Consider the following 26,351-nt stretch of genomic DNA (forward strand, 5'->3'; position numbering starts at 1 on the left):
CAAAGGTATTCTATCTTATTTTGTCTGTTTAAATTGTTTAAGTACCGCTAAGAGCCTTTGAGAGTTTTGCCATCTATGGCTACTAATTCTAAACCCAACGAATCGGTCATCTGTTTGACCCCTGCCTGGAAGTTTGGCTCCAGCATTTCTGGGTCGAGTCGACCAATAACACGAGCAAATGTATCGTGAGAAGGAATTCCATTTGGTAGTTCTCAAAAGGTTTCTAACCAAGTCTGTTTGGCTTTGCCATAGGTTTCAATTCCCACCCAGCCATCTGCACCGCAGATTACCGCCTGGTTTCATGCGATTACCCTGATATTATTGTTAATGTTTAAGACAATATCTAATCAAGAGTCGTTAGAGCTACTGTCCAGCGAGGGAAACTTAACAAAATACTTTTTTATCTAATAATTGCCAAAGTTCTTCACTATTAAAGTCGTCTATTGCCATATCCGCACCTAATTTAATTAAATTTTCACGAGTATGAGTTGAAGCAATACCGATGGTATAAATACCCGCGCCTACTGCCGAACGAATACCGGCAGGGGAATCTTCAAATACCATCGCTCGTTCTTTGGTTACACCAAGCCTTTCTAGAGCTAAATTATATGGTGCGGGATGGGGTTTTCCTGGGGGTGCGTCTTCTGCCATAATCACGACTGGAAAAATATGAGTAAGCTGCAAAATTCGGAGCATATGTTCCGTATTTTCCTTCGGTGCATTGGTTACTACAGCTTTTTTTAACGGTACGGTATCGGTTAACTGTAATACTCGTGCCAAACCAGGCATCTGTCTTAAACTACCCGTTAGTTGGCGGTAATTCTCCTCTTTTTCGATAGCAAGATGCCAAGCTTCTTCTAGAGATATTTGCGGTAGAATATCTTGAATAATCTCAGCATTAGTACGTCCCGATATCCTCTGTCTGTAAAAAGAGCGATCGATCTCTAACTCGTACCGAGTCAGAATGTCTTGCCAGACGGCAAAATGAATCGGATCGGTATTGGCTAAAGTACCGTCTAGATCGAAGAGAATCGCTTCTAGCATTAATTATTTTACCAACGTCAATTTATTAGTATTTATTATTATTAACATTAATAAAGATACATTTCTATATATCTATATATTGAATTACATAGAGGGAAAAAACAGGCGATCGCGCTGGCAAAGCCTTGAAACTGCTAAGATTAAAAAAAAGCAGATAATTTATTTTCAGAGATAGAGTTAAGTTCGATGAATTCTCCCAACAACCAAGATTGGCAACGCAAGTTAGAAGCATTAGAGGCAGAAATCAATCGCAATGCTGGTTTTCAAGATAGTAACAAAACAGTAGAACCAGAAATCCTTCCCGAACGAACTAAATATGAAACTTGGCTAAATTCAGCTAAAAATTGGTTCGATCGCCTGCCTCAGACTGGTAAAATAGCCGTCACTATCGGTGCGGTATGGTTGAGTTTCTCTTTGCTCAATACCTTTTTGCATATTGTCAGTAGTTTAGTTAGTATTGCTTTTATCGGTTTTTTGCTCTACGTAGGATATAAGTTTGTCTCTAATTCGGCTCAGAAATAGATGGCGCAACTTCAAGTAGTCGGCATTGGCTTAGATGGGCTAGCGGGATTAACTAAAAAAACTGAAAATATTATCGATGACGCTACTATTTTAATAGGCAGCCGCCGCCATCTAAATTATTTTAAAGATTTTCCAATTCGTCAATTAGTTTTAGATAATTTGCAGTCGGACATCGAATTTATTCGGCAGCTCATAGAAACCCAGGATCGTCCAGTTATTTTAGTTAGTGGCGACCCGCTTTTTTTTGGCTTGGGACGTTTGTTACTAGAAAAATTACCGGCAGAAAAAATAAGTTTTCATCCTCACCTTAGCTCGATTCAATTAGCTTTTAATCGTCTGAAAATTCCCTGGCAAGATGCAGCGTTTATCAGCGTTCATGGACGCGATCCAGATGAATCGATCGAGTTATTAAAACGGGGTAAAGAAAAAATTGCAATTTTAACCGATTCAGAGCATAATCCCGCCGCGATCGCTCGTCTTTATTTGAGTTTAGATTTACCTACTAATTATACCTTTCACGTCTGCGAAAAATTAGCAGCTCTAGAAGAAAAAATTACTACTTTTACTTCGGAAAAGATCTTCGAACTTGCCAACTTATCCGCAACAAATTTTGCTCCTTTAAATGTACTAATTTTAATTGAAGAATCGCCAAATTATAACTCAGAGCTAGAGAAATTACCAATCTTAGGATTGCCCGATCGACTCTTTTTTAGCTTTCGCGATCGCCCGGGTTTAATTACTAAAAGAGAAGTGCGTTTGGCAGTATTGGGAGAATTAGCACTACAATCAAAGCAAATCGTTTGGGATATCGGTGCGGGTACTGGTTCGGTATCGATTGAAATTGCCCGTTTGTGTCCTAGTGCTCGAATTTTTGCCGTAGAACAAACTAGCATGGGAATAAATTTAATCTCTAAAAACTGTCAGAGATTTAAAGTTAATAATGTCAAAATCATTAGCGGCAAAGCTCCAGAAGCATTATTTAAATTACCCAATCCCGATCGCATTTTTATTGGCGGTAGCGGCGGCAACTTAGTAGATATTTTAGAATTTTGTAGACAGAGAATTAATAATAATGGTGTTTTAGTTATCGCTCTTGCCACTGTCGAACATGGATATCAAGTAGTAGACTGGTTAAGGCAAAATTCTTGGCACTATCGTCTATTGCAACTGCAAATCTCTCGTTCGACACCGATTAAAAATTTAACTCGTTTTACTCCTTTAAATCCCGTTACAATTATTACTGCCAATCTTAATAGTAATTAGTCACAAATATTTACTACTTAATAACGCGTTTACCGGCTTTAGCAACCATCACTACACCATAGACTTTTATTTCTTGCCGAGTTAAAACTTTAGCCGCTTCTAATACCGTATTACCAGAAGTATGGATATCATCTAATAACAAGACCGGATATTTAGGCAACTCTTTGCCCAGTTGAAAAGCATTACTCATATTGTGCTTTCTTTCTAAAGTATTCAGTCCAAACATAGCTTTAGTATTTCGTACTCTAAACAAAACCTCAGACTGCAATAAGTAACCAGTTTGCTGACAAAAACCCCTGGCGATAACTTCAGCTTGATTGAATCCTCGCGATTGTTGCTTGTCGGGATATAAGGGAATTGGCACTACCGTTATCTTCTGTGGTTTGACTAAAGTACTTTTCAGCCAAGCTGTTCCCAGCCATTTACCTAAAACTGTGCCAATTTCGGGTTGGCGATCGTATTTCATTATGGCGATCGCCTGCTTGAGTTGTCCATCATATTTTCCCCAAGCAAACAGCGGTAATTCCTCCTGCCATAAGCCACTCGGTTTATCTAAGCGATAGCTGTATAACTTTTTTTGACAGTAAGTACAAATCACATTCGCGGCGGTGCGATCGCATAGAGGACATTTAGATTCGAGAAAGACAGAAAGTAGCTGTTTAAACATAATGTTAGTTCGTCCTGAGTTACTATTATATTCCTCAAAAAATCCCGAGCTACCGTTAATACTTAGACATAGTTCGATCCGCGATACAATACCCCATTAGTTATTTGAGGTGATATAAATTATGGGTCGCGCAGAAAAAGTAATATTAGCCTATTCTGGTGGGGTGGATACCTCAGTTTGTATTCCCTATCTCAAACAAGAATGGGGAGTTAAAGAAGTAATTACTCTCGCCGCCGATTTAGGACAGGGAGATGAATTAGAACCAATTCGTCAAAAAGCTTTGAAATGTGGTGCCACTGAATCTTTGGTTGAAGATGCCACTAAAAGTTTTGTTAAAGACTATGCTTTTCCCGCCATTCAAGCTAACGCTTTATATGAAAATCGCTATCCCCTTTCTACGGCTTTAGCCCGTCCGTTGATTGCTAAATTGCTAGTAGAGGCAGCAGAAAAATATGGTGCGGATGCAGTAGCCCACGGTTGTACGGGGAAAGGTAACGATCAGGTACGCTTTGACGTGGGCATTATGGCATTAAACCCCAGTTTAAAAGTTCTTGCCCCGGCAAGAGAATGGGGAATGAGTCGCGAACAAGCTATTTCCTATGGAGAAAAATTTGGCATCGAATTTCCCGTAAAAAAATCTTCTCCTTACAGTATCGATCGCAACTTACTCGGTCGCAGTATCGAAGCCGGTCCTTTAGAAGATCCGATGAGTGAACCACCCGAAGAAATCTACCTAATGACTCGAGCGATCGCCGATACTCCAGACGAACCAGAATATGTAACTATCGGTTTTGAGGCTGGTATTCCCGTTAGCATTGATGGTAACCATCTCGACCCCGTCGCTTTAATTTTGCGACTCAATCAAATAATGGGCAAGCATGGCGTAGGTAGAATTGATATGTTAGAAAACCGCGTGGTAGGGATTAAATCGCGGGAAATCTACGAAGCACCAGCTTTACTGGCATTAATCGATGCCCATCGGGACTTAGAAAGCTTAACTCTCACCGCAGACATTACCCAATACAAACGGGGTATCGAACAAAGCTACAGCGAACTAGTATATCGCGGTCTCTGGTACAGTCCTTTAAAAGCAGCTTTGGATGCCTTTATCCAAAAAACTCAGGAACGAGTCACTGGAGAAGTGCGGCTAAAACTATTTAAAGGTAATGCCAACATTGTCGGTCGGCGATCGCCAAATTCGATTTACACCCCCGATCTCGCTACCTACGGTGCCGATGACCAATTCGATCACAAAGCAGCAGAAGGATTTATCTATATTTGGGGTTTACCCACTAGAGTTTGGTCGCAAAAAATCAGAGGAATTTAACTATTTTCTAGTAGTTAGTAGTTACCGAGAAGCGGCGAGAAAGCTTTGTTCTTTTAGGGCAAAGATCAATCGCTGCCGCTCCTCGAAGGAAGAAGGAAGAGGGAACAAGGTTATTTAGATAATTTATGTAAAGTAGAAACCATTATTTTTTGCATTTCTTCTACTTCATTCATAGCAGTTGTAAATAGTTCTGATTTAGCCAATCCAACTTTTTTGGCAATAATTAATTGAGTGTCTAATTCTCGCAACGAACCTAATGCAATCTGAAGATAACGAACATATTCATTTTTGTATGTTCTTCCGTAACCCTCAGCTATATTGGATGGCACGGATACTTCTGTTAGTCTGATTTGATTGGTTAAACCGTATAGTTCTGATTGTGGAAAATGCTTGGTTAATCGATAGCAAATAACACAAAGCTCGACGCTACGTTTCCAAATAAATTAAATTGTTCTCTGTGGCTCATTTTTTTTGAAGTTTGAAGAAAGAAGTTTGATGTGTTTGTAATTATACCTTCTTCCCTCTTCCTTACAATCGCCATCCGTTTACGGCGGGGAATTGTGAAATAGAAAGTCACCGTTGTCTTGCCGTAAGATTTGGTACGATATAGTTCCAAACCTGGTATTTCTTTTGCTTGCCAGATTTGAGAGTCGTGTTCGACGGCGAGTTCCCCTGCTGGTGCTAACAACTCTAATGAAGCGATCGCTTTGAGAACTGGTAAATAGAGGTAACTGTCATAGGGAGGATCGAAATAGATGCGATCGAACTGTTGTCCTGCCAGAGTTTTTATTTTAGTTAAGACATCTCCTTGAATAATTTGCCAAGTCTGTTCTGGTTTGGCTATTTGTTGCCAATTCTGGCGAATGACACTACAAGCTTTACCGTACTTTTCAATTCCTACCACCTTTTTGGCATCGCGACATAGAGCTTCTGCACCCATCGAACCATTCCCCGCGCATAAATCCAGCCAGGAGCAATCTGCAATCTCTCCCTGCCAAATATTAAATATCGCTTCCCTTACTTTAGCTGAGGTGGGGCGAGTTGTTTGTCCTGGGACGGTTTTAAGCTGTCGATTGCCATAAATTCTCATTGGGTTTTAAATTTAGTCTGGCATAAATCGAGTGAAGACTGAGACAATAAAAAAATAAAAAGAATATTAGAGCAGGCGATCGATGAACCAAGAGCTAATTTTGTTTGTTGCTGGCGTAGCCGTTCTCATTATCTATCTAGTATTTTCGGCACTAACCGAAATGGGAACTAAACTACCCTGGAAAAAGTAGAGTTTTTTCTCAATCTTGTTGCTGCGATCGCCACTAAGGTCAATTTAATGGTGCTGCTAATAGCCCCTAATATCGAATACCAAAGTAACGGTTTAGTCCTGAATAAATATAAAATAAAAGTTATGACAATAAGTAGCGATCGCTCAATAATTAATTTTTATATTTCTTTGGGTGGGGGTTGAGGAACGAAAACCAACATGATTAAAGTAGTAATTTATTCTAAAATAAAGACCGCAAAGACAGCTTAAAACCTGGTACTATATCCTCACCACTTAAGATAGTATCGGCTCGATATTGAGTAATAGAACCGTCAACACGATACACTAAAGCTTGCTTATTCTGCCGATCTATTAACCAACCTAACTTTACGCCATTATCTATATACTCCTGCATCTTTTCTTGAAGAACTTGCAAGTTATCAGTTTTAGAACGAATTTCAATTATAAAATCGGGAGCGAGATTTAAAAATTCATCTTCTCCTTCGTCCCATCCTGCGGGTAGATTTTCTCTGGCGACAAAAGCAGCATCAGGAGAGCGAATTGCGCCATTAAGTAGTTTAAATCCACAATTAGAACTGAAAACTTCGCCCAAATTGTTATTTTCAACCCAAAGCAAAAGATAAGCGATCGCTTTTGCTTCTCGATTACTAGAAATTTTGCCCGTAGGAGACATAGCTACTAAAGTTCCATCCGCATTACGTTCGAATCTCAGTTCGGGATTTTTGGAACTAAGCAACATTAATTCTTCATCAGTAATAAAATCGATATCTGGCGATCGCACTACTAAATTATTTTTTTTTGACTTCTTCTCTATCTTAAAGTTCGATCTGGCAACTAGCCAAAAACCATCAGTTAACGACCAACCGAAGAGCGAAACCTACTACCGACTATCGCTCGGCGGCGCGAGAGCAATTTATCTCATCTAACTAATATCTACTGCGCGCTGCTAACCAAAGTTTGATGCTGTTCGACTAAAGCCACAAAGTTAGACAGAATTTGTAAGCCATTGGCAGAAGACTTTTCAGGATGAAATTGAACCGCCATCAGGTTGTCGCGAGCGATCGCCGCAGTAACTGTTTGGCTACCATGAGTTACGGTTGCCGCATTAACATTGGGATCGCAGGGATCGACATAAAAGGAATGAACGAAATAAACATAGGGATTGGGAGCTAATTGCTGCCATAGAGAAAGCTCTGGTTGAGTCAACTCTAATTGATTCCAACCCATGTGAGGAATGGTAATATCTAGTTCTCTTTTGAAATGACGTACTATACCTGAAACAACGCCCAAACCCTTTTCCATTCCTTCTTCCGAACCCTCAAACAGAATTTGTAACCCCAAACAAATACCTAAAAAAGGCTTGCCTCGCGCGATCGCCTCTTTGATTGGTGCTTCTAAATCGCGCGCTCTTAAATGCCTCATTGCAGGATCGAAAGCGCCGACTCCAGGCAAAACTACTGCATCGGCATGGAGAATTTCTGTGGCAGAATCAGTAATCTTAGGAGTTGCTCCTGCTTTTTCTAAGCCTTTACAAGCAGAGTGAAGATTGCCCATGTCGTAGTCAATGACAGCAATATTCGTCATAGTTAACTCCTAATTAGATTTCAATATTTTATTTATTCTACAGATAACTTTTTTAGCTGCGATCGCTATTGTCGACTTAATAATGTTTATTTTAAAAAATTTCTCCGGCAATTTTGCAGATAGCTTCGGCAATTAGAGGTGCTACGGAAACAGTTTCTAATTTACTCCAGTTTTGTCCTTCTTTGGGCAAAGTATCGCTAACAAAAATCCCTTGGATACTTTCATGAGCTAGCTTCTCTCTGGCATTTTCAATCAGTAGTCCGTGTGTTGCCGCGACAAAAATTTTGGGTAGTGCCTCAGCCTCTAGTAATGCCGTCACAGTGGTGGCGATCGTACCACCCGTAGAAATCATATCGTCGATAATCAAGCAGGGCTTATGTTTGACATCGCCAATCACGTGAGTAACTGCGGTTTCGGTACCACTTTCTCGTTGTTTGTGCAAAACGGCCACTTTGGCATCTAATTCTCGCGCATACGCCATTGCCATGGAAATTCTGCCACTATCGGGAGAAACAACCACTGTTTCGGGTGACAAGCGATCGCGCAACGCCTGTTGAAGTGGTTGTACTGCCGTCAAATTATCTACGGGAATGTGAAAGAATCCCTCGATTTGTGGTGCGTGTAGGTCGAAAGTAATTAAGTGGTCGATGCCTACTAGTTCGATTAGATTAGCCACCAAACTAGCCATAATCGCCTGACGTTTACCCCGTCTTTTATCGCTACGGGCGTAACCAAAGTAAGGAATAATTGCCACAATTCGAGCGGCTGAAGAACGACGACAGGCATCGACAAAAGCGAGTAACTCTAATAGGTTGCTATCTACAGGTGGGGAAGTTGGCTGGAGGAGAAAAACTTGTCGTTCTCTTACCGACTCATTTAACTCTACGGAAATCTCCCCATCGGGAAAACGTGTAATGGTACGCTGACCTAGTTTGATGTCCAGATTATAAGCTACTGCTCGAGCTAATTCGACGTTTGCACTGCCAGCAAAAAGCGTGAATTTAGAGGTCATAATTGCAGAAGTGGCTCAATAAATTTATTATCGTACCAATTCACCAGTTTTTCCTACCTTCCAGCCTTTTTTCTCTGGGTGCGCGAGATTTATTTATCATCTCAATTCGCTCTTGACGAGTAGTCAATCATGCACCTTTTTCGATATATTCCATGACTCGTATATAGGCAGGAGCATCTGGATGAATTTTTCTGTCTTCAATTTCACCATCAACTTTCAAAGCTTTTCGAGCATTTTCAGCAATAACTGCGTTGGAAATTAATTCGAGAGCATCGAGTTTTTCCAAATTATTTAAAGCTTCTGCATATTTTCGTCCGTGAGTAGGTCTTACAGACTCTTGACAATAACTGGTTAATTCTCGACTTTCGGTCATTACTTCAAAAGCATAATCTTTTTCTACATCATTGCCATATAATCCCTTGTATAGAAGATTGACCATTGAAGCATCATGAACTTGAATACCATACTTTTCCTCGATTTGCGGCCAATATTTTAGAGCTTTTAATCCTTCTAGAGCCCCCGTATTCAAACCGGCATTTATACACCACTGCTCGAATTCTTCAATATTTATCGGACAGCGACCGTGTTCGCGCATACCTCTAGCTAACCATTGTCCAGCCTGAAAGTTTCTGGTTGGCTCGCCGGTAACGGGGAGCATCATACTGCCTCGCACATCAGCCACGATCGCGGTTAACTGGGAAAAGGTATGATCCCGTGCTTTTTCCAAATAGCCACCTTTATTCAGAGTTGCTTCAATTCTGGGTACGGCATAGCCCAATTCAGTCAAAGCTATAGTTTGCTCGTTATATAGTCTGTGGCGGTCGGGTCGCATCATCGAAACAGTTGCTGCCTGATCTAGACATTGATTGAGTAGCAAGGTTAGTAAAGTCGGTAGAACTCCTGGATTGTGTTGATGATATTCATAGCCAAATCCCGCAAAGATTGAAGCCATGTTTTTAGCAGCTTTGAGATATTGTGCTTCAATATTATGAATCCCAGGAGAAACTTGAAGATTTGGCGAGAGTTTATCGAGCATATATGCCCCGATCAGGGCTGTCAAAGCATTAGGATGGCAAAAATTAGCGGTAAAGCTATCGACTGGATGACGCAGAGCACCATGTCTGTGAAAGCCAGAGAAAAATGCTAAGTTAGGATACTTTTCGCATAGTATATATGAATTATTATTAACATCGTCATGGTTAAAAGACCCCGCCAGGCAAGCAAGCACGACGTTTTTACGGTTGAGTTTTTCTCTCAGGGAGCAGGCATCAGCAAAATCTCGTTCGATGTATTTACTGTTTGCACTCAACAACACTAGGTCGCATTTTTCAATCAAGTACTCGAGATTATTTGAAACTAATTCATCTCCCTCTCTGTGACTAGCCATGCGGTTCATTTTGGTTACGTGCCTGGGATCCATACCTCTTATCGCCTCTTCGGAAAAGGCTCCCAATAATTCTCTACCGGGACGAGGAGCTAACAGCAAGGATTTTTCGCTTTTCTGCATTGCTGAGTTATACGCTAGAGAAGCGGGATATAAACCAATGCTATAAAAACCAACTTTGGCTTTACTTAATTTACGCAGACGTTGCTTGAGACTTTTTTTATCTAACGAATTATTAAAAAAGCTATTTTGCATTACTTTGTAACTTCTTATTATAGTTTTACTAATGGTCACAGTAGTCTCCGCTTTGACTGGGCGCATATTCTCAATGGGGAGAAAACCTCTTTCTTAGTCGCACCGATTTGGCGATGGAGTAATCTGTGACTCTAGCAGTTTATCAAGATTAGATCGAAGCAAGAAAAAACGTCAAAAATTACTGTAAAAATGCAGACATTTTGATTATTGTTCGAGGTAACAAGCTAAGCTTATCTCCTGTTTTCTCGAATTTTCTAGCCCGCCGTGACGAAAAAAAATAGTTTGTTGAATATTCAATCGCTCGGCAAAAACTCAGAAAGTTAGCAAAAAATAAAGCTGTTAGCGTCGCCAATAATTCCACGCTCTGTCTTCTGAAAGATTGGCAATAGGGGAAATATTAGTCATTGGCGGTAATAGGTAGCAGTATTAAAAGTCCGAAACAGGAGGAAACTTAGCTCTAACTAGCTGAAGAGCTACCTACTTAAAAGATAGGGATGTTCGTTTTGACATCCCTATCAAGAAAATTAAATTGTTTGTTCTACTTCGGCAATTTCAGGAATTTTTTCTCGTAGGCGGCGTTCGATACCCATTTTTAAAGTCATGGTCGAACTAGGACAAGAACCACAAGCACCTTGTAGTCTTAATTTAACGATTGGTCCTTCAATTTCGACCAACTCGACGTTACCACCGTCAGCTACTAAGTAGGGACGTAGTTCATCTAATACGTTTTCTACGTTTTCGGAAGTTAATGCTAATGACATAGTTAGTTGTGTTGTTATGTTTTAAATGTTTTTAAAACGATCCTAGCGCGATCGCTGCTTAACTAGCAGAAATTGCCTAGATAAATTGGGATTATCCAACAGTAGCGAGTTCTAGTAATTTAGTTTCGCTAAAGATAAATTCGGTAGTTATTTTATTACCGTCTTTGTCGATCGCCTCAATTTCTTGGTGCACTGGTAGATAATAATTACCAAACTTTTCGTAGCTTTCTTTAAATTCTCGCTTTCCTTTTAGTTTGTTAGTTTTCGAATCGCGAAAGATAGCGTTGTAGCCAGTAGAAATATAGCCTTCACCTGTATCAAGACTTTCGTTAGTATTAATTACAAACGCCATCGGTCCCATCACGCGACTTACTTGAGTAATTTCTTTATCGCGAATTTTGTAGTTCGATCCCATGGCATCGCCTTTGACTAAAATTTCGACCGCACCACTAGAATCTTCTTCTCCGAAGTTAAAAGTACTTTTACCGTGTGCGTTTTCAAAAGAGTTGCGTTTGCGGTGAGTAATCACGTCCCGCATATGATTGTAGACGCTCTCGGTAACTTCTTCGTTTTCAATTCCGGTAACTTCTACCGAAAGGTCGCGGTTAACTTTGATATTACCACTATAAACTTCATCTCCCTGTCGGAGTTCTAACTTAGTAGTGTAGCCGGGAAAGTTTTTGTCCCAAGTATAGCGATTTTCGTAGGCAGAACGAAAGCGATCGCGTGCTGTATTCTCAGTCATAAATTTACTCAAGATTTTATCTAAATTCTTTTATCTAGTTTAGAAAGATTTGTCTCCGAGCAGTAGAGACGGTAATCCCTACCTCGTACAGCATTTCTATGAGGTTTTAAATGCAACCAAGCGACTCCTTTGACTAAGACCTAACCGCCAGTAGAAAGTATTAGGTTTTCCCACCAACTACGATTAACTAATTCTGCCAATAATAAAAATATAAAAATAATCGTTAAATATTCTAGTAAAGATGACAACTGCCCCAGCGATCGCAGCTTCAAAAACTCCTCAAAACTGGAACTGGCAAGGTTTTAACATTACCTATCAAAGCTCTGGCGAAACTAATACCGATGCTCCGGCAATAGTATTAGTTCATGGTTTTGGTGCTTCTTGGGGTCATTGGCGCAAGAATTTACCCGTCTTAGGAGAAACCTATCGCTGTTATGCGCTCGACCTGATTGGTTTTGGAGGTTCGGCAAAACCGATACCTGGAGAAGGCATTGGCTACACATTTGAAACTTGGGGACGACAAGTAGCCGATTTTTGTCGAGAAGTTGTCGGTAGTCCTGCATATTTAATTGGCAATTCCATCGGCTGTATCGTAGTTATGCAGGCTGCAGTGGATAACCCTGATTTAATCTTAGGGATAGCGGCAATTAACTGTTCGGTGAGATTGTTACACGAACGCAAACGAGCTACTTTACCTTGGTATCGTAATTATGGCTCTGCTCTAATGCAGCGAGTTTTAGGCAATAAATGGGTCGGTAATTTCTTTTTTAAACAAATTGCCAAACCCCAAGTAGTCCGCAAAATTTTGTTACAGGCATATCGTCGTTCCGAAGCAGTCAGCGAGGAATTAATCGAAATGCTGATGATACCAGCATTAGATGAAGGAGCTGGAGATGTTTTTATTGCTTTTACTCGTTATTCTCAAGGACCGTTGCCAGAGGATTTATTACCTCAGCTTCAATGTCCGACAATTATACTTTGGGGAACGGAAGACCCCTGGGAGCCAGTCTCTATGGGTAAAGAATTAGCGGCTATTCCAACTGTAAATCGCTTTATTCCTTTGGAAGGTTTGGGTCACTGTCCCCAAGACGAAGCTCCAGAAGTAGTCAATCCAATTTTGTTAGATTGGGTTGCAAACACCCACGGTTAGTACTGAGTACTGAGAAGTTATCGATCTTTGAGATTGTCGGTTATTATTTCGTTAACCAACTTTTTTTGTCCTCGATCTAGGAGTTGATTTATGAATAAGAAACTACTCAGTATTTTGGGTTGCTCTGGTTCCGTAGCTCTGACAGTTATGGTAGCTAATGCCGCTCATGCTAATACCTCTCGAGAATACGTGTTCACCGCACCACAAGTAAGCGATTCAGTAGTCAATGCTCCTCGTAGCGATACTGATTATCCTTTTTATGATTGTAGTTGCGACAGCTACGATCCTGCCACCATCGAAGCAATAGACCGCGAAGGAGAAAAGGCGATCGCTCTATATGGTTGTGATTGTGCTGGCTGTAGATATATGGTTCGCAATTTTGATAAAACCAAAAAAGCTAATCCTGCTGCTACTTCGACAGTTAATTAGCTTTAAATGTTAGTGAAATCCGTCTGTTCGAAGGCGGGTTTTCATTCAATTATCTTATTAGCGAACGGTGCTCGCTATCGAGCGATTAGTATTTAAAAGATGGAGCAGAAATACTTACTAAAGATAAAATACTTACTAAAGATAATAGTGGCAAGTTTTTTTAGGTAACTTAAATTACTCGTGTTGGCTAGCAGGAAATCCTTCGTTATCCAAATTAGAAGTTCATTCTGTCCGTTCGGTCTGAGGGACAAAATTCTCAGTTGCTCTGCTGCCAAAATTCCATTTTTATAATTTTTTAAGCTATATTTAAAAATAATGATAAATAAAACATTTTTTGTCGGCATATTTTTGGTCAATATAATTGAGTGTTTGACCTAAAAATATAAATAGATTAATCTCTTACTATAGATAGAGTAAATTAATTAATAAAAGTAGCCAAAAGTAAGAGGTGATTAAACTGGTCATTGAATACATTTAAAATGTATATGTATACAGTTCTAAACTCAATCCGAACCGAATCAAAAGTTTAAAGCAAAGCAATGACCAAACCGATCTTAATAGTTGACGATTACGATGACATTTTGTTCTTGATCCGACTTACTTTAGAGTCAGACGGATACGAAGTCAGGTCTGCTACTAATGGTTCTGATGCTTTAAAGTTAGCGCGAGAAATACGTCCTCAGTTAATCTTGATGGATATTATGATGCCTGGTTTGAATGGTTTAGAAGTTACCAAGCAGCTCCGTCAAGAGGAAGAACTGTCATCGATACAAATTTTGTTAATTTCGGCAAATCATCAAATTACTGCCGAAGAAGCTAGAAAAAGTGGAGCCAACGGTATTCTACACAAACCGTTCGGCATAGATAATTTATCCTTGCAGGTGCATCGCTCGCTGGCGCAAAATCATAAATCACTCCAAGAGCATTCGATACAGTTAGTGTGAGTGTGATTGCTTTTTACCGTTGCTGATGTATTAACTCATTAACATTAACAACGATCGCCTTGTCTCTTATCCTGGTCGCTCTGACTGTAGAGCGTAGAGTACCGAACCTACTAAACCGACTTGAGGATTGAGAACGATATGAATGGGAATATTGTCTAACAGAGAACTAACTCTTCCTTTTTGCTTAAAAGCAGTCATAAATCGACCATCTTGCATCATTGGTAAGTTTTTAGCTGCAATTCCGCCAGTGATATAGATTCCTCCATAGGGCAATAATTTAAGAGCTAAATTGCCCGTTTCTGCACCATACGCATCGATGAACATCTCCATAGTTTTAACGCAGAGGCGATCGCTCTGTTTAAAAGCAGCCTGGGAAATAATGGCAGCAGGATCGATGGTTTTTTCGGTTTCTCGTTCCCAAACTCTAATCTTGTTAGCAATTTCCGCTGTTTCTGCTATGAAATCTGAGTCCCGTAAAAACTGATAGATCGCTACGATTCCTTGTCCTGAAACTACTCTTTCTACCGAGATATGATCGGTGGCTAATTTATTTTGCAGATATTCTAACAGTTGTCTTTCCAAGTTGTTGTTGGGAGCAAAATCTGTATGTCCGCCTTCAGTAGGAAAAACTAAATACTTTTCCCCTTGAGGCACCAAAAATGCCTGTCCTAAGCCAGTCCCAGCGCCAATGACACCTATCGGAGACTCGTTTTGCTTGGTTCCCGTTTGTAAAGTATGTAAATCTTCCTCTCTCAAACCCAGAATACCAAAACTGTTGGCGGCAAAATCGTTAATCAAACTAACTCTGTCGATGCCTAATTCTGACGACAAACGCCGAGAATCTAAGACCCAGTTAATATTGGTTAAGTGAGAAGTGTTATCAATTACGGGACCGGCGATCGCAAAACAAGCAGATTGGGGAGTGGGATAATTTCCCGTGGCTAAAAACTGTTTGACCATCGGCACTAAATCGACAAAGTTAGCACTGACGTACTGTGCCTCTTTGACGGTTTTAAAGGCTCTTTCTGTCAGAGTAACCTCGGTTACTTCCACCAAACGTAAAATCGTTTTAGTTCCGCCAATATCTCCAGCTATTAAAAGCATAATTATTTACAGTTAGTTGTTCCCTTGACTCAAATTTTTAACATACACTAAATCGCACCGCTCGGTTTCTATTTCCGTAGCAGGACGATAACCAGAACTTTCATAGAGTTTCACGGCTTCAACTAATACAGAGGCTGTCTCCAGCCAAATCTCCTCATAGTTATGTAAAGCGATCGCTCGTTCCAGTTCTCGTAATAAGTATTTACCCAACCCCCAACCTCTTACTTCTGGCAAGAGATACATTTTCCGAATTTCGACTGCACGTTTGCCTCTAGCAATTGGATAATATGCTGCGGTTCCCACGATCTTTGTACTTGTCTCTATCACCCAAAATTCTCCGCCAGTAGCATGATATGAGGTTTCTACTTCAACTACATCGCGGTCGGCAGTTTTTGGTTGCCAAGGTAAACCATATTCCTGTAATACTTGCCGAATTACTGCTGCTGCTAGATCGCGATCGCTCGGATGCCAATCCCTAATCCAAAATCGGTCGTAAATTTGGTCCATCGCTCCAGCTTTAACTGTGTATTCTCGGTTCTAAATATAGAGTAGATAATACTTCGCTTTCAAAGGTCGCCAACTCATCTAAACGACGATTTAATTCTTGGCGGTCGCCATAGCGATCGGTGAGTAGCCAATAAATTCCATAGTGACGGGCTTCTGATGCCATCAAGCTGCGATAAAATTTGGCTAAATCTCGATCGGGACAGTGTTGACCCAGTAGGCTCAATCTTTCGTAAGAACGGGCTTCAATTAAAGCCGAAATTAACAGAGAATCTAGTAAACGCTCTGGTTCCTGGTGGCGAATTTGGGATTTTAATTTAGCTCCATAGGGAGGAGAGTTTAGGGGAGCAAGAGGGATGTTTCTTCGTTCGAGCCACTGATTGACTAGTTCGAAATGCTCCAGTTCTTCTTTAGCGATCGCAGTTAACTGCCGTACCAAATGATGATGGGCGGGATAGCGAAACATCAAATTGATTGCTGCTCCTGCGGCTTTACGTTCGCAATGGGAATGATCGAGTAAAATTGTATCTAGATTGGAGAGTGCTTGTTCGAGCCAAGCCAGACTGGTAGGCTGTTTGAGAATTTTCAGCTTAGTAGTAGGTAATAGGGCTTTATCCGACATTAGTTTAATACTGAAATGTATTTTATGTAACTGAAAATTGCTAGATATCTATCAATTTGTATCAATTTGTATTTGTTTTCTTATAATTACAGTGTAAAGAGCGAAATATTTTCAGAGTATACATAAATCTTTGAGTATTAATTTGGGAATACTTATTTAAGTAGATTGATAACCCGCTCTAGCAGAGCAAAAATAAAATTCCTCTTTAGTTAACAGCTTTAGTTAACAGCATAAATCACTCTGAAGTTGCGTACACACACACAGTTAATATGACCAATCACCGCCAAATCGTAATTGGTGACGTACACGGACACTACGATACCTTAATTACCTTGTTAGACTCAATTTCTCCTAACAGCAATGACGAAATTTATTTCTTAGGAGATTTAATCGACCGAGGACCCAAAAGCGCACAGGTAGTAGAACTAGCGATCGCCAACAACTACCAGTGTCTGCGGGGTAATCACGAAGAGATGTTGCTCAATGTCGTCGGTAGCGGCGAAGTTTCGATGGATCTCTATCAGAGCTGGCTTTATAGTGGCGGTCATGCTACTGTCGCTAGTTATAATAGCAAGATTCCCCAAGAACATATTGACTGGATGAAAAAGTTGCCTCTCTATTTCGACTTGGGAGAATTTTGGTTAGTACATGCCGGAGTGCATCCTCAAATACCTTTATCAGAGCAATCCTCCCAAGAATTCTGTTGGATTAGAGCCGAATTTCACGGTAACAAACAGCCTTATTTTAAAGACAAGTTAATTATTACCGGTCATACGATTACTTTTACTTTGCCGGGGGTAGAACCGGGGCAAATAGCCGCAGGTCCTGGTTGGTTGGACATTGAAACGGGAGTTTATCATCACCATAGTGGCTGGATGAGCGCTTTAGATTTAACCCAACAGAAAGTGTATCAGGCAAATAGTCAAGATGGAAGGTTGCGGATTATGCCGCTCAAAAAAGCGATCGCTTATATAGATTATACCGATAGTAATATGTTCAAACGTATCCTCAAAAGAGCCTAGGGCGATCGCCAAATGGCACTCGATTATTCATCAGCTAATCGAGAAATAACTCTAGCTAGGGCAAAATCTCGCTCGGTAATACCTCCAGCATCATGAGTTGTCAGAGATACGGTAACTCGATTGTAGGCAATGGCGAGCTCTGGATGATGACCTGTCGATTCTGCTGGTTCGACTAACTGATTGACAAAATCAACTGCAGTGACAAAATCTTTGAATTTAAAAGTGTTGACGATTTTGTTGCCTTCTCGAGTCCAACCTGGTAGCTGTTGGAGTTTCTGGGAGATTTCACTTTCGCTTAATACCGGTGTAGAGTTTGCTACTGTTCGCTCCCCGACCCCAGCCAGCGAAAAAATTCCTAACAGCCCAATAGTAGTCACTAAGTACTGAAGTTTTTGCTTCCAGGGTAGAAAAATCGCGCCCCGCTTTTGATCGATACCCATTCCCTAAGATTAGTTAATTTTACTACCCCTTGCCCTCAAATTAATTTTAAAGGCAGATGCACTGGATAACCACAAATTACTTCCGAGCCCGCTCTTTCCGGAAATTGTATTCTAAAGTTTGCCTACAAGCCGATTCGCTGGCACCAGCCCGAGGCATTAAACACACAGCCTTCAGCGGTTACAGCTTCTCTAACTGAATCCGATATCCCTTGTTTTGATTCATTCGAGTCGAGAAGCCTTTGGTAATCGCATGTTAACCGATAGTAAAATAACTCCTTCAAACTTCCGTCTTTTTCGGTATACCGCCATTGTGATAATTTACCGGAGACATCAAGGAGTAAAAAGATTGATGCAAACCAATTAACTGTGCCAGGGTTTTCTTAAGCTGAGTGCGGGGTACGATGATATCGACAAAGCCGTGTTGTAAGAGATATTCCGAAGTTTGGAATCCTTCGGGTAACTTTTCTTTAAGAGTTTGTTCGATAACCCTGCGTCCTGCAAATCCGATGGTCGCCTTGGGTTCGGCGACAATTATATCGCCCAACATGGCAAAACTGGCGGTTACACCTCCTGTAGTCGGATGAGTAAGAATGGGGATATAGAGTAGATGAGCTTCATGATGACGCTGTAGGGCACCCGAGATTTTCGCCATCTGCATCAAACTCAACATTCCCTCCTGCATTCTCGCACCGCCAGAAGCGCAGACGATAACCACGGGCAAATGTTGTGCCGTAGCATGTTCAATCAGAAGACAGAGCTTTTCACCGACTACCGAACCCATGCTACCGCCCATAAAGCGAAAATCCATTACCCCTAAAGCCACAGGCAAGCCATCGATCGAGCCAGTTCCCGTTTTAACGGCATCGCTCATGCCAGTTTTCGACTGGTAATCTTGGAGTCGTACCCGATATTCTTTGCGATCGCGAAACCTGAGGGGATCGCTGGGCTGAATTTCTTCTCCTAAAGGATTCCAAGTCTGAGGATCGATTAGCTGTTGAATACGCTCGTTAGCATCAACGCGGTTGTGATGACCGCATTCAGTACAAACTAGTTGATTGGCGCGTAAATCTTTAGCATAGGCAACGGTACTGCACAGACTACATTTTGTCCATAATCCATCAGCTATTTCTCTCTCCGGTCTTTTTTGAATTGGAGTTTCGGTTTTTCTAAGATTGGCAAACCAGTCAATTAAAGACATATCTCAAATTTTTATTTTTATTTACGAATTTACTCATTTTCTTCTGGAGAACTAAGCAACAGTAAAGCCGTCCAGCGATCTTTGGCTAGTACTTGTAGTGCTGCCTGGTTTCCTTGTCCGCAATAAATACCTGCGCCAATATCAAGAACGCGGCTAGGAATATCGTGGGCGGCTAATATTTGTTGCATCAACTCTGCTTCCCAGCGAGCTTTGGTAGTTTTTAATGTAGTCCAGGACACGAGTTTATGATGTTTTAACTAGCCATACCACAGAGCAGATCGTTTTTCTGCATTAACCAACGGTCAGAGAAGGACACTTCGGGGGAAGCGTCTTCGCAAAGGCGCGTCGTCTGTTGCGATTGCGGAGCAAGTCGTAGACTCAACTTCTCGCCTCGCGAGTAGAACTCGGCTTCCTCAGACGTTCATACCGCCCATCATAGAGTCGCCTAAAGCGACCGAGACTCGTAATTTAACGAGTCAAACTTCTTTGAAGGTACTGCCGTTCGTTCCTCAGGCTGCCAAATTTATGAAGACACGATTTCCAAGGAAAACTCGGAAAGGGCGGCTACCGCCGCGCATCCCTTCTTTTAATACAGAGGAAGTTGCGGCTCAGTTGTGCGCCCCAGATGTCTGTTTTGGCAGTTTAAGACGACCGTTTTGGCAGTAATCTCTAACTATTGTAATATTGTAAGTTTTTCTGCTGCGTTAGAAAAAGTCATGTCGGGACTATCTAGATAAAGTAGCAAATTTCGTAGCAAATTTCAGACCTAAAGGTGCCTGAGTCGTCGCCGACGTATGAGAGCTTCCTCTCTATACCTGAGTTCGATAAGTTCTGAAAATAAATGATATAGAGCGGTTAAAGCGATTGTCTTGAATGTCAAGCTTAATTTGTCTTATGGTGCGATCGCTAGCTGCATAATTCAGCTATGCTGATGAGTCACTACAATGACAAAATTTTGTGACTTGGAAAACTCAAGAATGATTGGGAGAGCTAGCTGACGGTTTGAGATTGCCAAGATTGATTGTTCTTCATCATGGCATTTAAAACAACTAGAAGCTTGTGCATACAGGCTGTTATGGCACGGGGCTTACAAGCTCTTGAAGTAAATTCAAGAGACAGCCCCTCAACTTTTTTGAGTTTACCTTGTTGAATTAGACGCTCATAAAAAGTTTTAATAGGGGGATTAAAACGAATTGCTACCAAAGCTGCCATATAAAGCACACAACGAATCTTAGCCCTTCCGCCCCAAATTCTTCGTTTGCCACGAAATTTGCCGCTATCTTTATTCAAAGGAGCAACACCAACTAAGTAGGAAATTGATTTGTGCGAGATTGTGCCTAATTCTGGTAAGGATGAAATTAGAGTTACAGCTACTACTTCCCCAATCCCAGGAACACTGGTTAATAACTTCATTTTTTGCTTCCAGCTTTCGTCAAGCGCGATCGCCGATTTGATTTGTGATTCAATTTCTTTAAGTTGTTGCTCTAGCCATTTAATATGTTCATCGATACTCGTTTTGACAGAATTAGTCTTACCTCTGCGACGATTTTTTTCGGCAGTAATCATGTCGCTTATCTGGCGACGGCGTTGTACTAAATCTTCTAGTTGACGAGAAGATTCATCGCTTATTTGTCTTACTTGGGGACGAATGGCATCGGCAAAGTGGGCTAGCACTCTGGCATCGATGGCATCAGTTTTGGCTAATTGTCCTGTCGCTTTGGCGAAATGCCTCGCTTGTCGAGGATTGATTACGGCTACGGCTAATCCTGCTTGAGTCAGTTTGATTGCTGCATCGATTTCCATTCCTCCTGTTGCTTCGAGTACAATTAATTCTGGCTGGATCTTGCTCAGAGTTTGAACGAGTTTGCTAATGCCTAGTTCATCATTTGTCACTGGAAATAGTTTTCCTTCAGGACGTACTATAGATATCAAGATATTTTTGACAGACATCTATTCCTACCCACTGTTTTTCACTCATGAGTTTGCTTCTCTTTTAGTGATATTTTGAAATCGTTTTGACTCTCGCTCATCTGACTCTTCCTTGCAAAGATACGGGTTTCAAACCCTGGCGTACGGGTTTCAAACCCTGGCGATTGTTTGAGTTTGCTTGAGGAGAGAGAAATTGTAGTGACCCAGCTTTAACACGGTTTTCAGTAACCAAGGGTAAGACGGTCTACTACTTTCTCTAAAGTATCAGGATTCTAGATCCTAATCCTAATTTCAAGATACAAGGGTAAAAGGGAAAAGGTGGATTTTTCGTAAGGATTCAGGTGCAAGCATGAGGAATAAGAGAAGGATAAGAACAATGTCCAACTGTAGCTTGTAAAGTCTGTTGAAAAAAAGTAATCACCGAACGTCCTTGCAAACGACAAGATTGAATTGCACTCAGCAGGTTGGCTGTATGTTGAAACCGTTCGATGGAACGAGAGCCACCACAAACTTTCCGCTTGGTTACAGCAGTTCTCAAACATCGTTCAGCTAGATTATTGTCGGGGGGTATCTGAGGATGTGTCAGAAAATACCACCATTGCTCCGCCTTATCACGCAGCGAACGTAGCAGTTTTCCAGCTTCATGACCAGCATTCTTGAGCCAAGTCTTAATTGCGCTAGTCACTCGCCTTCGGAAATCCTCTGCCCAATCTCGATAGTGGCTTTCCTGATGGGTCTGTCGCCAAACCCGATGTTGCTTAAATGCCTCATCAATTAGAGACAGAAAGGTGGTAGCAATTTCTTGGTTATCTACCCCTTTAGTCTTTAACAGTTTTTGAAAATGACGACGTAGATGAGCCAAACACTTTTGTTGTCCTGCTACTGAATAGCCGTTGTAGACACTAAAATCGTCGCTAATCAAAACTCCATCATAGAATACTCCTAATACAGCTTCCAATTCTCTGCGTTTTCTAGTATCGCCGGCATGAAACAGGCAGAACTCTGACCCAGCTAAAACCCAGAGCCATTCTTTGACTCCTTTAACTGAGCAGGGGGTTTCGTCACAATGTAGAGGAGGATGCTCTGAATTAATCGACTTTTTCAACCCTTCAACACTGTTGATACTCGCTTGTTGTACTCGTTCGTTCATTGGTGGCAACTAAAGTTCCCCTACTAATTTCTATTGCTCCCAGTTCCCACAACAGTTCTTGCTGTTTAGCATAGGACATATGAGCATAGTTTCCCAGCCAGGAAAGTAACCCCTGTAGTCTGACTCCCAAGTCTTGACCTGGAATCATTGTGGGAGACCGTCGAGCTGCCTCTATTGCTCCACACTTGCCGCATTGACAGTGATGACGTTGGTACTCTACGACTTGTATCGGTTTTGCCACCAACTGGGCTACCTGTTGAGTATCTACTCGTACCCCCTTAGTCTTCCATTGTTGATTTCCACAGTTGGAGCAGATGGTCGGTTTCAATACTTCGTAGCGGTCTACACGCCCAAATCCTTTTCTCGTCTTCCCTTGATGTCCTGGTTGTCCTCCTGGTTTTCTTTTTGTCTCTTTTTTGGCTTCTTCCAACCCTACTTCTGGTTTTCTCTCGCTTTTTTTCAGCAAGTCAGTTGAAGGGGGTTTCGATGAGGTTTGGCTGTCGAGGTTGAGGCTCTGTTCCAGTTGTTCTATTCTTTTTTCTAGCTTCTCAATCAGCTTTTGTTGGGTAGTCACGATTTCTGCCAGTTTCTCATTGGACAACTGGCGCAGTTCTTCGGCTTTGAAGGGGTGATTAGCTTCGCTCATTATTGGCTACTTTAATCTCTTTTTCCTTTTTGTCAACCCTGATACCTGAATCCTTACGATTTTTCGTTCTAACAATTGCTCGTAAGTTTTTAGTTTTGCATCCAAAAAAAGACGCTCTAACTAAAAATAGCGTCTTTTAAAACTAGCTTGCCAACAATTTAAACTGGATATTAAGAATGTCTATTACTTAATCCAAGTTTATCAAGTTTATACAGTTCGATCTTGACGAGGTTCGATAAAATCACTTCCTGAAGTAGTGCGATGTTCGACAACTTTACGTTTTTTACCACCTGCTAAACCAAATAAGCCGAGTAAACCTAACAAACCAAGCCAACCCCAGTTAGAACGACTTTCTATTTCTTCGGCAGCTACTGCTAGTTCTGCTCGTGCTTCTTCAGCCGCAAGATTGATATTTTCTCTCGCCTCTCTAGCAGTATTTTCTATATTTCGCTCCGCTTCTCGATATGTTCTTTGAACCGCTTCGGTTGCGGCATCTCCCGTGTTTTCTATCGAGTTCCCTAAAGCTTCCCCAGTATCTCGAAGATTTTCACCAGCATTGTCTAAATTTTGTTCGGTTTGCTCTAGATTGCCATCGATTGTTTCTTCTCTTTCCTGACTTAAGGCTATCCCAGAAGATAATACTAAGCTAGTAGTTAAAACTGTAGACCCTAAAATCTTTGATAAGTTTAATAAATTCATAATTAAAACTCCTGATTGCTATTAATAAATTGTTTTTATCAACTAAAACTATCTAAAAAAAGCGATAAAATTCAAATTTTATCGCAATCTTTAAGTTTATATTATAAAACAACCTGCGGTATTTTTAGCTAACCACGGTATTAGTTAAAAATTCTTGATGTAATTTTCCTAGTTCTTCCAAGTAAAGTAGGTCTAGCTGTTTGGCTACTCCGTCCCAACTAAACTGAGATTCAATTCTTTTTCTCGCCGCTTGTCCCAGGCGATCGCGCCATTGGGGATCGGCAAGAATTCGAGCGATCGCTCCGGCAAAAGCCTTACTATCTTTGGGTGGTGCTAATAGACCGGTTTCTTCATTGACGACGGTATATTTCAACCCGCCGACTTCAGAAGCCACCACAGGAGTACTAGAAGCCATAGCTTCGATCGCGACTAAGCCAAAAGGTTCGTAGTGGCTGGGAACGATACAAACATCAGCCGCAGCATAATAAAACGCCAATTCAGCGTGTTTGACTTGACCGGTAAAGGTGGTAATTTCTTCTAACCCTAATTCGGTAACGATACCTTCGATTCTCTCTCTTTCTAAACCGTCTTTTTGTCCTGGGGTGCTACCGCCAGCAATAATCAGTTTCAGATGAGAATGCCCATCCTCTTTAAGCCTAGCGACCGCTCTGACTAGAGTTTCAATACCTTTACGGCGATCGAAGCGTCCTGCATAAAAAACCACTTTAGCATCGGGTTCGATACCTAATTCTTCCCTGGCTTCATCGCGAGAGACTTTGCCAAAGATATTGATGTCAGTACCGCAAGGAACGATATCGATGTTGCCTTTACTCGAAACTAAAGTCTGCATATCTATTTTTTCTTGTGGCGATGTCGCTACCACTACATCAGAATTTTCCAAACTTTGCCTCTCGAGGTTGAGGCGTTTACTGGCAATTAAAGGAACTGTATTAACTGCTTTATATTTGACCGCACCTAGAGAATGATAGGTATGAAATATTTTAGTCGGCTGACGTTGCCTAATTTTTTTACCTACTGCAGCAGAAAGCCAGTAGTTAGTATGAATTAATGGATATATAGTTCCCGTTTCGTGCTGAAAATCTAGAAACGCGTCTACAAATTCTGAAACGTAGTTGTAAATTCTCTGACGTTCGATAAATTCAGCAGGACCAGCAGTCAAACGGATGGTACGGCAATTAGGAGAATGTTCGACGATTTTTTCTTGTTCGACATCGCTACGACGGGTAAACATATCTACTTGCCATCCCAATCGGGACAGAGCTTCTCCTACTTTTCTAACATATACGTTTTGACCGCCTGCTTCCTCTTTACCGATGTCAATAGCTGGATCTCCATGAACGGAAATAAGAGCTATTTTGCCTCTACTTTTAGGTAACATGAGTGTTTGAATGTATTGAATAAATTAATTTATTAATGTGATTTGTTTCTAAACGAAGTCTATTAAAATTTATCGATAATTTAATCTTTCTGAAGAAATAAGTCTGTTGGTGAAACACGATGGAAGTGTACATAATATTTAATTGAACTCAAAATCTACAATAAGTAGTTAGAGTCAAATAAAAATGACAATGCTAACAATTATTACGTTGCTTCTAACTATTACTACTAACTAATGGCAAGCTTATCTAAGCAACTTTATTCGTGTCGTTTTACGTGCTGCTTATTATATTGGTTAGATAGAAGTTTCTTTCGATAATTTATCTAGAGATACCCACGAGTATTTGAGGTTAGATTAGTAAAATAAAACGACGATTGCGGTAAATTTGAACTGGTATAGCCCTTCTCAAAATGGTGAGATACAGTAACAGGAATGAGCGAACCCATTACGAATGTCTTTCAAAGATACTTGAGCATAAGCTTCAGCGATCGCCAAATCTAAAGCTTGATATGTCCTAGCACCAATGGAACGTAGAGTAGTTTTGACTTTTGACCAAAAGTTTTCAATCGGATTGAAATCAGGTGAATAAGGAGGTAGATAAATTAATCTAGCTTCAGCAGAGGCGATCGCTTTTTCAATTTCTTCTCCTTTATGAATACTGCTGTTATCCTAAACGCAGCAGCAAAGCTGCAAGCGACGCTAGTCGCGTCTTGAGCCAATAGGCTCTGCGTTGCACCCTTCCAAAGATTCGGCACGAGTTTTCGGATGACAAAAGCCTCAAATGTTAATCTGTCAGTCGAACCTAAAAGATTTATCGATGCGACAATTCACTTGAGCGCGATCGCTCCAATCATTGATACATTTTTACCTCGTTGATGAGGACGAGTACAAGAGTGCTCTTTGACCTCGTGGCGCACGAGCATATAATCGAACAAGAGCTAGGTTGACTCCTGCCTCATCTAAAAAAACTAAGTCTTTGACTGGAATATCCCGTATTTTCTCCCAGAACTCAACTCTTAGTTTTTGTACTCGTTCTGTTTCTGCTTGCTCCGTCTTTACGCTGAGGAGACCTCAGCGCAGGCGGTGCGCTTTCTCAGTTGGATGTAGAGTTTTGTCTTGGCGAGCATTCCCTTGCGTCTTACGCCGACGCGGGGTCTCGCCGCTTTTTAACGGTTAATTGCAATTTTTGAGTCATTCTTCCCATCGTGGCACGAGAAACATTAACGGTACTTAAACAATTTAAACAGACAAAATAAGATAGAATACCTTTGC

The 26,351-nt window shown here is 41.1% G+C and carries 25 protein-coding genes and 4 pseudogenes; 7 read left to right on the top strand and 22 right to left on the bottom strand.

The window, feature by feature from the left end:
• Positions 1–50 precede the first annotated feature (50 nt).
• Positions 51–293, bottom strand: a pseudogene (locus tag ACLFKQ_RS30570) (ISAs1 family transposase); the annotation flags it as partial.
• A 91-nt stretch (positions 294–384) separates the two neighbouring features.
• Positions 385–1,044, bottom strand: a complete 660-nt coding sequence (locus ACLFKQ_RS30575; RefSeq protein ID WP_449003366.1) for an HAD family hydrolase — start codon at positions 1,042–1,044, stop codon at positions 385–387.
• Positions 1,045–1,230: 186 nt separating this feature from the next.
• Between ACLFKQ_RS30575 and ACLFKQ_RS30580 the strand changes: the two genes are divergently transcribed.
• Both ACLFKQ_RS30580 and cbiE read left to right on the top strand, forming a co-directional pair.
• Positions 1,231–1,566, top strand: coding sequence for a hypothetical protein (locus ACLFKQ_RS30580; RefSeq protein WP_449003367.1), 336 nt, complete (start codon positions 1,231–1,233; stop codon positions 1,564–1,566).
• Positions 1,567–2,829, top strand: coding sequence for a precorrin-6y C5,15-methyltransferase (decarboxylating) subunit CbiE (gene cbiE / locus ACLFKQ_RS30585; RefSeq protein ID WP_449003368.1), 1,263 nt, complete (start codon positions 1,567–1,569; stop codon positions 2,827–2,829). It begins immediately after the preceding gene.
• 13 nt (positions 2,830–2,842) lie between these two features.
• On the opposite strand, the gene ACLFKQ_RS30590 is transcribed toward cbiE, so the two are convergent.
• Positions 2,843–3,496, bottom strand: a complete 654-nt coding sequence (locus ACLFKQ_RS30590; RefSeq protein WP_449003369.1) for a ComF family protein — start codon at positions 3,494–3,496, stop codon at positions 2,843–2,845.
• Between the two features lie 121 nt (positions 3,497–3,617).
• Here ACLFKQ_RS30590 and ACLFKQ_RS30595 point away from each other — a divergent pair, with 121 nt between their 5' ends.
• Positions 3,618–4,823, top strand: coding sequence for an argininosuccinate synthase (locus ACLFKQ_RS30595; protein WP_449003370.1), 1,206 nt, complete (start codon positions 3,618–3,620; stop codon positions 4,821–4,823).
• A 110-nt stretch (positions 4,824–4,933) separates the two neighbouring features.
• Here the strand turns inward: ACLFKQ_RS30595 and ACLFKQ_RS30600 are convergent, their stop codons facing one another.
• The 8 genes and pseudogenes from ACLFKQ_RS30600 to ACLFKQ_RS30635 form a co-directional block, all read right to left on the bottom strand.
• Positions 4,934–5,263 (bottom strand): four helix bundle protein, encoded by a 330-nt coding sequence (locus ACLFKQ_RS30600; protein WP_449003387.1) that lies wholly within the window; start codon positions 5,261–5,263, stop codon positions 4,934–4,936.
• Positions 5,264–5,388: 125 nt separating this feature from the next.
• A pseudogene (gene rsmD, locus ACLFKQ_RS30605) lies at positions 5,389–5,913 on the bottom strand (16S rRNA (guanine(966)-N(2))-methyltransferase RsmD); the annotation flags it as partial.
• Between the two features lie 409 nt (positions 5,914–6,322).
• Positions 6,323–6,841, bottom strand: a complete 519-nt coding sequence (locus ACLFKQ_RS30610; RefSeq protein WP_449003388.1) for a Uma2 family endonuclease — start codon at positions 6,839–6,841, stop codon at positions 6,323–6,325.
• 194 nt (positions 6,842–7,035) lie between these two features.
• On the bottom strand, positions 7,036–7,686 hold the full coding sequence (gene hisH / locus ACLFKQ_RS30615) for an imidazole glycerol phosphate synthase subunit HisH (RefSeq protein WP_449003371.1): 651 nt from the start codon (positions 7,684–7,686) through the stop codon (positions 7,036–7,038).
• A gap of 91 nt (positions 7,687–7,777) precedes the next feature.
• Positions 7,778–8,698 carry a ribose-phosphate diphosphokinase gene (locus ACLFKQ_RS30620; RefSeq protein WP_449003372.1) on the bottom strand — a complete coding sequence of 307 codons (921 nt, stop codon included), beginning with the start codon at positions 8,696–8,698 and terminating at the stop codon, positions 7,778–7,780.
• Between the two features lie 127 nt (positions 8,699–8,825).
• Positions 8,826–10,337, bottom strand: coding sequence for a hypothetical protein (locus ACLFKQ_RS30625; protein ID WP_449003373.1), 1,512 nt, complete (start codon positions 10,335–10,337; stop codon positions 8,826–8,828).
• Between the two features lie 524 nt (positions 10,338–10,861).
• Entirely contained in the window at positions 10,862–11,098 is a 237-nt protein-coding gene (locus ACLFKQ_RS30630) for a NifU family protein (RefSeq protein WP_449003374.1), read from the bottom strand.
• Between the two features lie 91 nt (positions 11,099–11,189).
• Positions 11,190–11,843 carry a DUF3386 domain-containing protein gene (locus ACLFKQ_RS30635; RefSeq protein ID WP_449003375.1) on the bottom strand — a complete coding sequence of 218 codons (654 nt, stop codon included), beginning with the start codon at positions 11,841–11,843 and terminating at the stop codon, positions 11,190–11,192.
• Between the two features lie 241 nt (positions 11,844–12,084).
• Here ACLFKQ_RS30635 and ACLFKQ_RS30640 point away from each other — a divergent pair, with 241 nt between their 5' ends.
• From ACLFKQ_RS30640 to ACLFKQ_RS30650, 3 genes are all read left to right on the top strand, one after another.
• Positions 12,085–12,993, top strand: coding sequence for an alpha/beta fold hydrolase (locus tag ACLFKQ_RS30640; protein WP_449003376.1), 909 nt, complete (start codon positions 12,085–12,087; stop codon positions 12,991–12,993).
• A gap of 90 nt (positions 12,994–13,083) precedes the next feature.
• Positions 13,084–13,422: a hypothetical protein gene (locus ACLFKQ_RS30645; protein WP_449003377.1), complete on the top strand. Its 339-nt coding sequence runs from the start codon at positions 13,084–13,086 to the stop codon at positions 13,420–13,422.
• A 539-nt stretch (positions 13,423–13,961) separates the two neighbouring features.
• Positions 13,962–14,366, top strand: coding sequence for a response regulator (locus ACLFKQ_RS30650; RefSeq protein ID WP_449003378.1), 405 nt, complete (start codon positions 13,962–13,964; stop codon positions 14,364–14,366).
• Between the two features lie 66 nt (positions 14,367–14,432).
• Here the strand turns inward: ACLFKQ_RS30650 and ACLFKQ_RS30655 are convergent, their stop codons facing one another.
• The 3 genes from ACLFKQ_RS30655 to miaE are packed head-to-tail and all read right to left on the bottom strand — an operon-like array spanning position 14,433 to position 16,596.
• Entirely contained in the window at positions 14,433–15,473 is a 1,041-nt protein-coding gene (locus ACLFKQ_RS30655) for a glucokinase (RefSeq protein WP_449003389.1), read from the bottom strand.
• Positions 15,474–15,482: 9 nt separating this feature from the next.
• Complete coding sequence (locus ACLFKQ_RS30660; protein ID WP_449003379.1) at positions 15,483–15,977, bottom strand: GNAT family N-acetyltransferase; 495 nt, start codon at positions 15,975–15,977, stop codon at positions 15,483–15,485.
• A gap of 10 nt (positions 15,978–15,987) precedes the next feature.
• Entirely contained in the window at positions 15,988–16,596 is a 609-nt protein-coding gene (gene miaE / locus ACLFKQ_RS30665; RefSeq protein WP_449003380.1) for a tRNA isopentenyl-2-thiomethyl-A-37 hydroxylase MiaE, read from the bottom strand.
• A 269-nt stretch (positions 16,597–16,865) separates the two neighbouring features.
• On the opposite strand from miaE, the gene ACLFKQ_RS30670 reads away from it, so the two are divergent.
• The gene (locus tag ACLFKQ_RS30670) at positions 16,866–17,618 is read left to right on the top strand and encodes a metallophosphoesterase family protein (RefSeq protein WP_449003381.1); all 753 of its coding nucleotides are present in this window, start codon (positions 16,866–16,868) and stop codon (positions 17,616–17,618) included.
• Positions 17,619–17,641: 23 nt separating this feature from the next.
• On the opposite strand, the gene ACLFKQ_RS30675 is transcribed toward ACLFKQ_RS30670, so the two are convergent.
• The 8 genes and pseudogenes from ACLFKQ_RS30675 to ACLFKQ_RS30710 all read right to left on the bottom strand — a co-directional run bounded on the left by ACLFKQ_RS30675 (position 17,642) and on the right by ACLFKQ_RS30710 (position 25,736).
• Positions 17,642–18,058, bottom strand: a complete 417-nt coding sequence (locus ACLFKQ_RS30675; protein ID WP_449003382.1) for a 4a-hydroxytetrahydrobiopterin dehydratase — start codon at positions 18,056–18,058, stop codon at positions 17,642–17,644.
• A 277-nt stretch (positions 18,059–18,335) separates the two neighbouring features.
• The gene (accD, locus tag ACLFKQ_RS30680; RefSeq protein WP_449003383.1) at positions 18,336–19,256 is read right to left on the bottom strand and encodes an acetyl-CoA carboxylase, carboxyltransferase subunit beta; all 921 of its coding nucleotides are present in this window, start codon (positions 19,254–19,256) and stop codon (positions 18,336–18,338) included.
• Positions 19,257–19,285: 29 nt separating this feature from the next.
• Complete coding sequence (locus ACLFKQ_RS30685; protein ID WP_449003384.1) at positions 19,286–19,495, bottom strand: hypothetical protein; 210 nt, start codon at positions 19,493–19,495, stop codon at positions 19,286–19,288.
• 751 nt (positions 19,496–20,246) lie between these two features.
• Positions 20,247–21,234: pseudogene (locus tag ACLFKQ_RS30690) on the bottom strand (IS110 family transposase).
• Between the two features lie 288 nt (positions 21,235–21,522).
• A pseudogene (gene tnpC, locus ACLFKQ_RS30695) lies at positions 21,523–22,981 on the bottom strand (IS66 family transposase).
• A gap of 207 nt (positions 22,982–23,188) precedes the next feature.
• Positions 23,189–23,680: a hypothetical protein gene (locus tag ACLFKQ_RS30700; protein WP_449003385.1), complete on the bottom strand. Its 492-nt coding sequence runs from the start codon at positions 23,678–23,680 to the stop codon at positions 23,189–23,191.
• A 124-nt stretch (positions 23,681–23,804) separates the two neighbouring features.
• Positions 23,805–25,079 carry a glycosyltransferase gene (locus ACLFKQ_RS30705; RefSeq protein WP_449003386.1) on the bottom strand — a complete coding sequence of 425 codons (1,275 nt, stop codon included), beginning with the start codon at positions 25,077–25,079 and terminating at the stop codon, positions 23,805–23,807.
• Between the two features lie 405 nt (positions 25,080–25,484).
• On the bottom strand, positions 25,485–25,736 hold the full coding sequence (locus ACLFKQ_RS30710) for a transposase (protein WP_449003390.1): 252 nt from the start codon (positions 25,734–25,736) through the stop codon (positions 25,485–25,487).
• Between the last annotated feature and the right edge of the window lie 615 nt (positions 25,737–26,351).

It is taken from the genome of Myxosarcina sp. GI1(2024), from assembly GCF_053543375.1.

Bases quoted from the DNA above. Each gene is read 5' to 3' on its own strand.
- ACLFKQ_RS30630 (WP_449003374.1), bottom strand. From the start codon at position 11,098: ATGTCATTAGCATTAACTTCCGAAAACGTAGAAAACGTATTAGATGAA.
- ACLFKQ_RS30580 (WP_449003367.1), top strand. From the start codon at position 1,231: ATGAATTCTCCCAACAACCAAGATTGGCAACGCAAGTTAGAAGCATTA.
- ACLFKQ_RS30670 (WP_449003381.1), top strand. From the start codon at position 16,866: ATGACCAATCACCGCCAAATCGTAATTGGTGACGTACACGGACACTAC.
- miaE (WP_449003380.1), bottom strand. From the start codon at position 16,596: ATGTCGGATAAAGCCCTATTACCTACTACTAAGCTGAAAATTCTCAAA.
- ACLFKQ_RS30640 (WP_449003376.1), top strand. From the start codon at position 12,085: ATGACAACTGCCCCAGCGATCGCAGCTTCAAAAACTCCTCAAAACTGG.
- ACLFKQ_RS30675 (WP_449003382.1), bottom strand. From the start codon at position 18,058: ATGGGTATCGATCAAAAGCGGGGCGCGATTTTTCTACCCTGGAAGCAA.
- ACLFKQ_RS30620 (WP_449003372.1), bottom strand. From the start codon at position 8,698: ATGACCTCTAAATTCACGCTTTTTGCTGGCAGTGCAAACGTCGAATTA.
- ACLFKQ_RS30660 (WP_449003379.1), bottom strand. From the start codon at position 15,977: ATGGACCAAATTTACGACCGATTTTGGATTAGGGATTGGCATCCGAGC.
- hisH (WP_449003371.1), bottom strand. From the start codon at position 7,686: ATGACGAATATTGCTGTCATTGACTACGACATGGGCAATCTTCACTCT.
- ACLFKQ_RS30645 (WP_449003377.1), top strand. From the start codon at position 13,084: ATGAATAAGAAACTACTCAGTATTTTGGGTTGCTCTGGTTCCGTAGCT.
- cbiE (WP_449003368.1), top strand. From the start codon at position 1,567: ATGGCGCAACTTCAAGTAGTCGGCATTGGCTTAGATGGGCTAGCGGGA.
- ACLFKQ_RS30705 (WP_449003386.1), bottom strand. From the start codon at position 25,079: ATGTTACCTAAAAGTAGAGGCAAAATAGCTCTTATTTCCGTTCATGGA.
- ACLFKQ_RS30625 (WP_449003373.1), bottom strand. From the start codon at position 10,337: ATGCAAAATAGCTTTTTTAATAATTCGTTAGATAAAAAAAGTCTCAAG.
- ACLFKQ_RS30595 (WP_449003370.1), top strand. From the start codon at position 3,618: ATGGGTCGCGCAGAAAAAGTAATATTAGCCTATTCTGGTGGGGTGGAT.
- accD (WP_449003383.1), bottom strand. From the start codon at position 19,256: ATGTCTTTAATTGACTGGTTTGCCAATCTTAGAAAAACCGAAACTCCA.
- ACLFKQ_RS30575 (WP_449003366.1), bottom strand. From the start codon at position 1,044: ATGCTAGAAGCGATTCTCTTCGATCTAGACGGTACTTTAGCCAATACC.
- ACLFKQ_RS30700 (WP_449003385.1), bottom strand. From the start codon at position 23,680: ATGAATTTATTAAACTTATCAAAGATTTTAGGGTCTACAGTTTTAACT.
- ACLFKQ_RS30590 (WP_449003369.1), bottom strand. From the start codon at position 3,496: ATGTTTAAACAGCTACTTTCTGTCTTTCTCGAATCTAAATGTCCTCTA.
- ACLFKQ_RS30610 (WP_449003388.1), bottom strand. From the start codon at position 6,841: ATGTTGCTTAGTTCCAAAAATCCCGAACTGAGATTCGAACGTAATGCG.
- ACLFKQ_RS30650 (WP_449003378.1), top strand. From the start codon at position 13,962: ATGACCAAACCGATCTTAATAGTTGACGATTACGATGACATTTTGTTC.
- ACLFKQ_RS30635 (WP_449003375.1), bottom strand. From the start codon at position 11,843: ATGACTGAGAATACAGCACGCGATCGCTTTCGTTCTGCCTACGAAAAT.